Origin of the sequence: Novosphingobium aquimarinum (assembly GCF_009746585.1) — a bacterium.
GTDB classification, from domain to species: Bacteria; Pseudomonadota; Alphaproteobacteria; order Sphingomonadales; family Sphingomonadaceae; genus Novosphingobium; species Novosphingobium aquimarinum.
The window spans coordinates 100,899-111,427 of record NZ_WRPO01000013.1; the positions used below are offsets into that span (position 1 = coordinate 100,899).

Here is a 10,529-nt window from a genome sequence, read left to right on the forward strand (position 1 = left end):
GTCGGGCTCCGCCCTCCCTACGCCGCGCGCAGCGCAAAGGCGCGTGTCCGATCAACCTTGCGCCATCGTGAAAGGGGGTCCCTTTTGCGCGCCGATAGGGGGTCCCGTTTGCACGCCGATTGACACGTCACCACCTTCTCGTCGAACAGATTTTCGCCCCGCGCCGTCAGCGCGACGCCATGGCCCAGCGGCAAGCGCGCGAGCGCATCCACGGTCAGCGCCCTGGGCAGTGTGTCGATCTGAAGATCATCCTCATATTGGCTCGACACATAATGGACCGACGCGGAGAGCGTCGGCCCCTGCGCCGGCGTCCAGGCCAGCGTCGCGCTGGCGCTGTTGCGCGGCGTCTGCGCGGGCGCGAAGCCGTCGAACGCCTTGCCTGGCGCATCGACCTCGCTGTGGCTGTAGGCATAGGAGGCCGACAGGCCGAAATCGCCCAGACGCGCGCTGGCCGTAAGTTCGATCCCCTTGGCGACGATGCGGTTAACATTCTGGCGCTGGCGGGTGTTGGTGCCGATGGTGACATTGGCGATCGCATCGTCCAGCCGGTTGTAGAAGGCGGTCGCGCCCAGGGTCACGCCGGGCAGCGGGGTCAGGTCGAAGCCCGCCTCCACGCCCTTCAGGCGCTCGGGCTTCAGCGCCGCGTTCGCCTGCGTCGTGATCGGGAAGACCACGAATGGCCGGTACAGCTCGTTCAGCGTCGGCAGGCGAAAGCCGGTATAGCCCGCCCCGCGCAGCGCGAGCGCGCCGCTCAGGCGCAGGATCGCGCCCGCCCGCCCCGAAAACTGCCAGTCGGACCGGTTGGCGTAATCGGTCGCTGTCACTGCACCGGTGCTGGCGTTGGCCTGATGATAGAAGCCGTCGCTGATCGTCCAGTGATCCGCCCGCACGCCGCCGGTCAACACCAGGCCTTCTAGCGTCCAGTCGTCCTCGGCGAACAGGCCGGTCGTCACCTGCTGCCCACCGGCATGGCGGCGGAAGGTGACGGGATTGCTGGCGATATTGGCGTCATAGGCGTCCTCATACATGTCGCCCAGCGCGAAGCGCGTATCCGCGCCCAGCCGCAGTACATGATCCGACCCGACCGGCGGGCGGATCTCGATCTTGCCGCCAAGCCCCATGGACGGCGTGTTGCGCTGGTCGAGCGACTTGCGGAAGGTGGAGGCGGAGATCACGATATTGGAAAAGTTGCGCGCCTGGATATAGGCGAGCGCATCAACCTGCCAATCGCCGCGCGAGATGAAGCGAACACTGGCGTCCTGCCCTTCGTTCGCGGAGTCCGCGCCCTTGAACCGCAGCGTCCTGTCGTCCTGAAAGATCGTGGCGCGGAACTGCAATTCGGACGTCACGGAGAGCGGCGCGACCGCGCGTAAATTGGTGGACCAGCTATCATAGGCGGCGGGCACGGTCGCCGCGACGCGCTGCGACTTTGGCGTGGTCTGGAAGCCGTTCCCCCGGTCCCAGCGCCCCGACAGCGAAACATAGCCGCCGCCTAGGTCCGGCGTGACGCTGGCCGACATCTCGGCGGCGTCATGGCTGCCATAGAAGGCGCTGGCAGCGAAATCCGGCAACTGGTCGCGCGTGGCGCTGGCCAGCTCGATCGTGCCGGCGACAGCGCCCGCGCCGAACGCACCCGACCCGCCGCCGCGCGTCACCCGCACAACGGACAGACGGTCCGGAACCAGCGCGGAGAAAGGAATATAGCCAAAGAAGGGATCGGCCACGGGCACGCCGTCCAGCAACACCAGCGTCCGGCTGGATGCATTGCCACCCAGCGCCCGCAGGGTCGCGCCCTGGTTGGACGGGTTCGACGCCCGGCTGTCCGACCGACGAAACTGCTGGGAGCCGGCGACGTTGGCCAGCACATTCTCCAGCCGGCCCGACGCATTGTCGAGCAGCCGTTGCCGGTCGATCGCCACCGATCCATAGGCGGGCGTACCGGGTGGCAGGCCCAGCCCCTGTCCCGTTACGATGATCGAAGGTGCATCGGCGCCTGCATCATCGGGGGGCTGCGCCAGCACTCCGGATGGCACCAGCAGAAGTATCAGCAGCAGATAGTCTTTCATGATGCGTCCACGCCCTCTGGAGTTTGGAGCTTTCGTTGATTGGGCCATCGCGCGTCGCACGCATGTGCCGACGCCGCGGAAACCCGGGCTTAACAGAGCTGAGTTAGATCACAGCATGCGCCGGCATGAGATGAGCAGGATATCACTCAACATTGCCCGAGCAAGTCGCAGATGCAGATCAAATCTACGTAATGATTCTCATTTATCTGTTTCGCGCAAATAACCGAAAAACCTTGCGGTAAGGCTAATGCGCAACCAACTAACACGTCATGGAGAGTTAAAATATGGTCTTAACGCCCTGCACTTCGATATTATACTTACGCATCTTACGATAAAGCGTCGGCCGGCCGACCCCCAATTGACGAGCCGTAGCGGCAATATTTCCCGCACATTGATGGAGCGCCATTAATACCGCATCCCGCTCCGTTCGTTCGAGCGAAGCCACCTCGCGCCCCACATTCGAACGAGTTTGCCTCATCTCCTCTGGAAGATGCCTTGGCGCGATCAGCGCGCTCCCGGCAGCGAGCGCGATGGCCCGACGAAGAATGAGGCTCAGTTGGCGGATGTTCCCGGGCCATGCGAAGGACCGCAGACATTCCAGTGCGTCATCCGAGAGGGAAAGTGTCAAACGATCGCCGATTTCGCGATCGACGATTTGTCCTATGAGTTCCGACAAATCCGCTCGCTCGCGTAAGGGGGGCAAGGTGACGCAGAGTCCATCAATGCGGTAGTAAAGGTCTTCCCGAAATTCGCCCGTGGCGACGAGCGCCTTGAGGTCACGATGGGTCGCACAGACCAGAGAGATATCGATCGGCCTGTCCTTCGATCCGCCCACCGGCATGACGGCCCGCTCCTGCAGAACCCGCAGAAGACGAGCCTGTAGCGAGAGCGGCATGTCCCCGATCTCATCCAGGAAGAGTGTTCCACCATGGGCCTGCTCAAATTTACCCGGAGCGCCTCCCCGGCGAGCGCCGGTAAACGCCCCTTCCACATATCCGAACAATTCGGCCTCGATCAGTCCGTCGGGAATGGACGCACAATTTACCGGCACGAACGGCCCGTTTCGCCGCGGCCCTGAGGCGTGCAGCTCCCGCGCAAGAACCTCCTTTCCAGTTCCCGTCTCGCCGGTTAGGAGAACAGGAATATCACGAGCGAACGCCAGCTTCGCGTCGCCAATGGTGTCCAGCAGGGCGGGATCGGAACAGAACATGTCAGAAGAGGCATGAGACGAACGCTTGCCCGAGGGCGGCGGCAAGAGCGCCTTACCAACCCGCATAACGTCATCTGCATGGCGGGCGAGACTGAGGTGGACGCGGATGCCGGCCGGCGTGTCTGTCACGATCGGTTCGGCATTGCGGCCGCTAAGCTCGTCAACCGCACGCGCAAAAGGCAGGTCGAACATGTGATCGAACTCTGTCGCCGAACGCGTATGCCCAAGCAGCTTGCGCGCGATCTGGTTCCCACCGAGCAATTGCCCATGTTCCGAGAAAGCGAGAACGGCAGCCAAGGGCGTGCGAAGCAGGTCAGGGTGATAATGTAACGAGACGTGCAGAGCGCCCGGAAGGTCAAGCAGCATATGATTTTCTATGGCTCGGGCGGCAACCCGCAACGCCTCGCAAACTGATGACAGATCCCTGCCGCTGCGGCAGGTGGCATTCAAGACGCCGATCAGGTCCCCGTTAACGTCGAACAGAGGAACGGCCGCGCAAGAATAGCCATGAATCTCGTCAAGGAAATGCTCGTTGGCGTGGACAATAAAGGGTTTCTGTTCCACGAGCGCGCATCCCGGCGCTCCGGTGCCGATCGCACTTTCGCTGAGGGAAACCCCGTTCCGGAAAAGACTCTCCAGTTCGCGGCACGGCCCTTCGGCGTCGCCGATCGAGCAAATGACAAATCCGCTGACGTCAAGGCAGGCCAGCACCCAATCCTGCGTGTGAAACGCTTTGTAAAGCCGTGTCATCTCCGGCATCGCATAGCGAATGAGCCGTTCACCCCTTTCTGTGGCGATCCGGCGTTCGCCAGGCGCCGCCATGTCGAACAACCTCTTGTCGGACGCGCTCAAACCCAGGCGTCTTGATCGCTCCCAGGAACGCGTGATCGGCTCGGGCACCCACTGCGACACGATACTCTCGCCCGAGAAGAAAAGATCTCGTGCCCTCCTTGTCTGGCGGACCTGTTCCAGATTCATGGATTGCCTCTCGTACCGTTGTCTTTCCGAACGGTGGGGTGCCCGGCGCCTGGACCGGACGGCGCTGATCCCTCTCTCCATTCGAACATCTTTATCGCCCGTCATGCTAGCTTGTTCGACGGACGCGAACAACCATCTCTCCTTCTCTGGAAGATCCGATCGTGCCGAAACAGATCGATGCCTGGCGATCACAAAAATGGTCGGCCAGGCGACACATGCGCCTGGCCGACCATAGTGGCTCAAGGGGAGAGGAATACTCAAGCCACCAAGCCCAGTTCAGCTTCCATCGTCTTGCGCATCTCGAACTTCTGCGCCTTGCCCGTGACCGTCATAGCGAAGCCCTCGACGATGCGGACATAGCGGGGAACCTTGTAGTGGGCGATCTTACCCCGGCAGTGGGCAATCACATCGTCGGCGCTCAGCCGATGGCCGGCTCGCGCTATGACCCATGCGCAGACTTCCTCACCAAATTTAGCGTCGCTGACGCCAAAGACCTGCACATCGACGATCAACGGGTGGCCAAGCAGGAATTCCTCGAGCTCGCGCGGATAGATATTCTCGCCGCCCCGGATGATCATGTCCTTGATGCGGCCGGTAATGCGAACATAGCCCCGCTCATCCATCACCGCGAGATCGCCCGAGTGCATCCATCCTTCCGCGTCGATGGCATCGTCGGTCTTTTCCGGATCGTTCCAATATCCCTGCATCACCGCATATCCGCGCGAGCAATATTCGCCCTGTTGGTTCACCTGCAATGTCTCGCCGTTCAACCCTACGATCTTTGCTTCGGCATGAGGGTGGACGCGGCCCACCGTCGCCACTCGCTCTGCGACGGGATCGTCTATCGACGTCTGCGTCGTCAGGGGACTGGTTTCGGTCATGCCATAGCCGATAGTCACCTCGCGCATGTTCAACCGATCCATGATCTGCTCCATCATGGCCGCCGGGCAAGGGGCGCCCGCCATGATCCCGGTGCGCAAGGACGAGACGTCGAACTGATCGAGGTCCGGATGGTTGAGGATCGTGATCAGCATGGTCGGCACTCCGTAAAGCGCCGTACAACGTTCATCTCGCACCGCCTCAAGTGTCATCCGCGCATCATAAGCCTCTCCGGGGTAGATCATCGCAGCCCCGCTCGTCACGGATGCAAGATTACCCAGGACCATGCCGAAGCAATGATAGAGCGGAACCGGAATGCAGATGCGGTCCTTGACGGTGAGATTGATGGTTTGTCCCGAAAAATAACCATTGTTGAGAATGTTGCGATGCGTAAGCGTTGCCCCCTTTGGAAAACCCGTCGTGCCGCTGGTGAATTGTATGTTGATGGCATCGTCCGGTCGCAGACTTTCCGATGCCGCGCCCAGCAGCAGGGGATCCGCCGACACGCGCAGTTGCTCCCAAGGAATGAAACCGTCATGTGCCTGCTCACCAAGCGAAATCACCAGGCGAAGGTCAGGTAAACTACGCGTCCCGATCTCGCGTAGCATGGCGATGTAGTTACTGCTTTTGAAGGCAGATGCCGTCACCAGCACGCTGCAGCCGACCTTTGCGAGCGCATACTCGATTTCGCTGACACGATAGGCAGGATTGATGTTTACCAGGATCGCGCCGATCTTGGCGGTCGCGAATTGAATCACGGTCCATTCGGCGCAATTGGGCGCCCAGATGCCGACCCGATCGCCGCGACGCACCCCATGATCGAGCAGTCCGCACGCGACCCGTTCCGCTTCGCGGTTCAGTTCCTGCCAGCTCCAGCATATATTCTGATGCCGGGAAACCAATGCCAGTTCACTCCCCCAGCGCCGGGCAGCCACCGATAGGGCTTCTCCCAGCGTCATCTCCAGCAGCGGAACATCAGCCGCGCCTTTCGCAATTGAGAGCACGGTCACCTCTTGATGTTGATCACTTGGAGCTGCGTATATTCGGCGAGGCCCTCGACGGACTGCTCGACACCCAGGCCGGAATTTTTGAAGCCGGCCATGGGGATGTGCGGGCCGATCGCGATATGCTGGTTGACCCACATCTGACCGCTTTCGATACGCTCGGCGATCGCCGCGGCGCGCTCGACATCTTTCGACCAGATGGATCCACCCAGGCCGTATTCGGAGGAATTGACGCAGCGTACCACGTCGTCCACATCCGAGAAGGCGATGACCGGCAATATGGGTCCGAATTGCTCTTCATCCACGATCGTATGGCCGTCGCTGATATCCCGGACGATGGTCGGTTGGATGAAATAGCCGGCTCGCTCCATGGCTTCGCCACCGGCGATGATCTTGCCGTCGCGCCGGGCCGCCTCCAGGAATCCCTTCACCTTTTCAAATTGCGCGCGGTTCTGGATCGGACCGATATTCGTTCCCTGCTTCAGTCCGTCATCGACGACGGCTTCCTGCGCCAGCCTTGCCAATTCGTCGCACATCGCCTCGTAGATCGATTCATGCACATAGGCCCGCTTCACCGCCAGGCAGACCTGTCCGCAGTTGAGGAACGCGCCGTTGAAGATCGCCAGCGCCGTCTCACGCACATCGACATCCTCCAGCACGATGGCCGGATCGTTGCCGCCCAGCTCGAGCGTGACGCGCTTGAGCGTATCAGCGCTGCTCGCCGCGATCCGCTTGCCGGTGGCGGTCGAACCCGTGAAGCCAATTTTGGCGACATCCGGATGGGCGGTGAGATGCGGCCCCAGGTCATTATCGTCGGTGATGATGTTGACCACGCCCGCCGGGAAGATGTCTCGGCACAGCGCGCCTAATGCAAGGGCGGTGACGGGCGTGGTAGGGGCCGGCTTCAAGATGATGCTGTTTCCCGCCAGCACGGCGGGACCGATCTTCCAGCAGGCGACGAGCAGCGGGAAGTTCCATGCGATGATCCCGACGACCACGCCTAGCGGCCGATGCTTGACGACGATATGGGCCTGCTCATCGTCCTGTATGACCCGGTCGGGAAGCTCGAGAGTGGCGTAGTGCCGGAGATATCCTTCCGTCCACGCAACTTCCCCCTGGGCCTCGGCAAAGGGCTTGCCCTGTTCTTGCACCAGCAGGCGCGCGAGATTGTCGCCATCGGCCGCGATGGCATCGGCAAGCTCGATGAGCTTGGCCTGGCGCTGCGCGAAGGGCGTCTCGGCCCAGCCGGGATAGGCTGCCTTGGCGGCTTTGATGGCTTCGTCGGCCTGAGCCGCTGAAGCGCGCGGCACGGTCACGAACGCTTCGCCGAGTGCGGGGTTGATGACCTCGAGCGTGCCATCGCCCTCCACGAGTTGGCCCCCAATCAGCAACTTATAATCAGACATGCTTGTCTCCAGCCACATACGTGGGAAAATCGAATATGCAGGGCATCCAGAGCGCCCCATGGTCGCCGGTCTTCAGTCCTGACCGGCGCAAGCGTTTGTCGCCGCCTTTTCACAAAGGATCGGATGACCGGCGGCGGGCGCCGAAACCGCCGGTCATCCTCTCTAAGCGAGCCTATTTTTTCGGTTTTGCGCTCGCGGCAGGTTGTCCGCGCACAGAATCTGCAGTGCCTTGAATGAACGCCTTGAGCTTCTTGACGTCCTCTGCGGTAAGCTTGCCCTTGAAATCGGGCATACCCTGCTCGGCCATCGCACCTTCGAAAACGAACGCTTCAAGATTGGCGATCGCCTCGCGGGGCGCATAACCCAGGTTGGGCAAATTGCCTCCCTTGTCGACGCCAGGAACGCCATGGCAGAACAGACAGTTGCTGACGTAGAGTGCGCCTCCAGGAGCGACGTCCTTCTTGTCATAGGGCACGCCCGAGAGCAGTTCCCCCTGCTCATATTTTCCGAACTGCGGCAACGGCGCCTTGCCGCCGATGACGAAGGTGTAGACCGTACCAGGCGAACTGCGGTCGGTAGCGCGCTGGGACTCACCGAAAACACCGCCCCAACCCACCGCAATCGAGACATACTGCTTGCCATCGATCTGGTAGGTGATCGGAGCCGCGATGACGCCACTGCCTACCGGCGACTCCCACATTTTATGGCCGTTGCGCGCATCATAGGCTACGAAATGCCCATCTGCGGTTCCTTGGAACACCAGATTCCCCGCTGTGGTCAGCGTGCCACCATTCCACGGCGAAACTTGTTCCTGACTCCAGACTTGCTTCTGGCGCACCGGGTCCCATGCGATCAGGCGACCGAAGGGTTTGGCCTTCGTCGCCGCGCCTCCCAGCAAACTGCCTGTGTTCCAACCGATGCCGCTCATGGGCTGGCCTGGAATGTTGGAGCGATATTTCCATTTCGGATCGTCCGCCAGCGAAAGCGGCACATGCTGCGCGGGAATGAACGCCAGCCCCAAAGCCGGATTGAACGACATGGAATGCCAGTTGTGCCCGCCAAAAGGACCGGGAATGATCTCATAGGGCGTGGCCGAGCGGACGCCGGGCAATTCGATAGGCCTGCCCGCCTTGTCATAGCCCGAGGCCCAGTTCACCGGCACGAAATTCTTCGCGGAGATGAATTTGCCGTTTGTCCGATCGATGACGAAGAAGAAGCCGTTCTTGGGCGCATGCAGGATCACTTTGCGCGGCGCGCCGTCGACCGTCATGTCGGCCAGGATCATATCCTGCGTCGACGTGTAATCCCAGTTGTCCCCCGGCGTCTCCTGATAGTGCCAGACATATTCGCCGGTATCAGGATTGAGCGCGACGATCGATCCGAGATAGAGATTGTCGCCGCCCTTGGGACTGCGGCGATTGCGCGACCAAGGCGCCCCGTTTCCGACGCCGATATACATGAGATTGAGCTGCGGATCGAACGCCATGCTGTTCCAGACGGTGCCGCCACCGCCCGCCTCCCAATAGCGTCCGCTGGGGTCCCAGGTCTTGGCGGCGGCTTCCATCGCCTTGTTCTCAAACGGCTTCGATGGATCTCCCGGGACCGTGAACCAGCGCCAGAGCTTCTTGCCCGACGACGCATCATAGGCGGTGATATAGCCACGCAACCCCAGCTCCGCGCCACCGTTACCAATGATGACCTTGCCCTTGTACACACGCGGCGCGCCGGTGATGGTGGCTGGCGAGTCCGGCGATAGTCTGGTGTCCTCTTCCCACAATTTGGCGCCGGACGCCGCATCAAGCGCGATGAGACGACCATCGAAGGCTCCGACGAAGACTTTTCCCTCATAGACGGCCACGCCCCGGTTCACGACGTCACAGCACCCCTTGCCGCCCGCGCTGCGCGGCACTTGCGGATCGAACGTCCACAACTGCTTCCCCGTCCGTACATTGATTGCATGCACGACGCTCCAGGATGCTGTCACGTACATGATCCCGTCCACAACAAGCGGCGTTGCCTCTACGCCGCGGGTCGAGCCCAGATCATAGGTCCAGGCCAAACCCAGTCGGGCGACATTGTCAGTGGATATCTGGGACAGCTTGCTGAAGCGCGTTTCCGAATAGTCGAGGCCGTAGCTGGGCCATTCCTCGGAAGTCGCAGCGTTCTTGACAATAAAGTCACCGTTAATTTTCCCGGCGATTTTCGAGGTATCGACGGGTGCCCGGTTGCTCGCTTCGTTCGACCGCGAGCAACCACTCAGTGTCGTACCCAGCAAGAGGAAGCCCGCCCCCACAAGGGCCATTCGCCCCGGCTTTCCCCGCCCGAAAAAGATGATCGACATGTCTTTGTTCTTTCTCTCAAATACTTAGAAGACCTTCAGAAGACGCAAATTGAGGCGGTTCGATTCCCGAAATCCGCTCCTCACCGAAATGTCGCGGCCGTAGGTGGCGAGCAATTGCACGGTCTTCGCCGGAAACCAGGCCATTCCGACATTGCCCTTCCAATTGCTCGCTTGATCCTGCTGCCTGATGCCATCGATCCTCGTCTCGCCACCCGTGACGAACGAGCCGCCGACGCGGAAATCGAGGTTCGGCTTGAGCTGATAACGGGCGAAAGCCTGGAACTGCCCGCTTGCGGATTGCGTCAGACGCGCGGAAGACGAGCCGAAGTCGTTATTCTTGCCATAGAAGGTCACGTCGCCGACGAGGTCGATCGAGATCTTGGGCGTGACCCCCTTAACGAAGCCGCCCTGGAGCACGAACTTCCAACGGTTCTCGCCCAGGTTCAGGGGGCGGGTGCGATCATATGATCCTGTCGGCACATAGACGAATGGCGTGATACCGAAATAGGTATTGCTCTTGGGGGCTCTGTTGCAAAGATTGGCGGCAGTCAGAGGTAGGCTGTCGCTCTGCGCCGATCAGGCGGCTGCTGCGAAATGGTGGTTGAGCATGCCCATGGCCTCCGTCAGCGCCGAGGGCCCAATGCC

6 protein-coding genes are annotated in these 10,529 nt (G+C 61.2%); all 6 read right to left on the reverse strand.

Going from position 1 to position 10,529, the window contains the following annotated elements:
* Positions 1-17: 17 nt before the first annotated feature.
* Positions 18-2,066: a TonB-dependent receptor gene (locus GQO94_RS13765; RefSeq protein ID WP_011950404.1), complete on the reverse strand. Its 2,049-nt coding sequence runs from the start codon at positions 2,064-2,066 to the stop codon at positions 18-20.
* 277 nt (positions 2,067-2,343) lie between these two features.
* Positions 2,344-4,254, reverse strand: coding sequence for a sigma-54-dependent Fis family transcriptional regulator (locus GQO94_RS13770; protein ID WP_030540404.1), 1,911 nt, complete (start codon positions 4,252-4,254; stop codon positions 2,344-2,346).
* 257 nt (positions 4,255-4,511) lie between these two features.
* Positions 4,512-6,092, reverse strand: coding sequence for an AMP-binding protein (locus tag GQO94_RS13775; protein WP_049771327.1), 1,581 nt, complete (start codon positions 6,090-6,092; stop codon positions 4,512-4,514).
* A gap of 47 nt (positions 6,093-6,139) precedes the next feature.
* Entirely contained in the window at positions 6,140-7,543 is a 1,404-nt protein-coding gene (locus GQO94_RS13780) for an aldehyde dehydrogenase family protein (RefSeq protein WP_011950407.1), read from the reverse strand.
* A gap of 172 nt (positions 7,544-7,715) precedes the next feature.
* On the reverse strand, positions 7,716-9,884 hold the full coding sequence (locus GQO94_RS13785; protein WP_107917704.1) for a PQQ-dependent dehydrogenase, methanol/ethanol family: 2,169 nt from the start codon (positions 9,882-9,884) through the stop codon (positions 7,716-7,718).
* A 24-nt stretch (positions 9,885-9,908) separates the two neighbouring features.
* Entirely contained in the window at positions 9,909-10,364 is a 456-nt protein-coding gene (locus GQO94_RS13790) for a transporter (protein ID WP_232332934.1), read from the reverse strand.
* Positions 10,365-10,529 lie beyond the last annotated feature (165 nt).

What these genes read in the sequence shown, in the direction of transcription:
- GQO94_RS13780 (WP_011950407.1), bottom strand. Translation starts at nt 7,543, where the DNA reads ATGTCTGATTATAAGTTGCTGATTGGGGGCCAACTCGTGGAGGGCGAT.
- GQO94_RS13770 (WP_030540404.1), bottom strand. Translation starts at nt 4,254, where the DNA reads ATGAATCTGGAACAGGTCCGCCAGACAAGGAGGGCACGAGATCTTTTC.
- GQO94_RS13775 (WP_049771327.1), bottom strand. Translation starts at nt 6,092, where the DNA reads ATGACGCTGGGAGAAGCCCTATCGGTGGCTGCCCGGCGCTGGGGGAGT.
- GQO94_RS13785 (WP_107917704.1), bottom strand. Translation starts at nt 9,884, where the DNA reads ATGTCGATCATCTTTTTCGGGCGGGGAAAGCCGGGGCGAATGGCCCTT.
- GQO94_RS13765 (WP_011950404.1), bottom strand. Translation starts at nt 2,066, where the DNA reads ATGAAAGACTATCTGCTGCTGATACTTCTGCTGGTGCCATCCGGAGTG.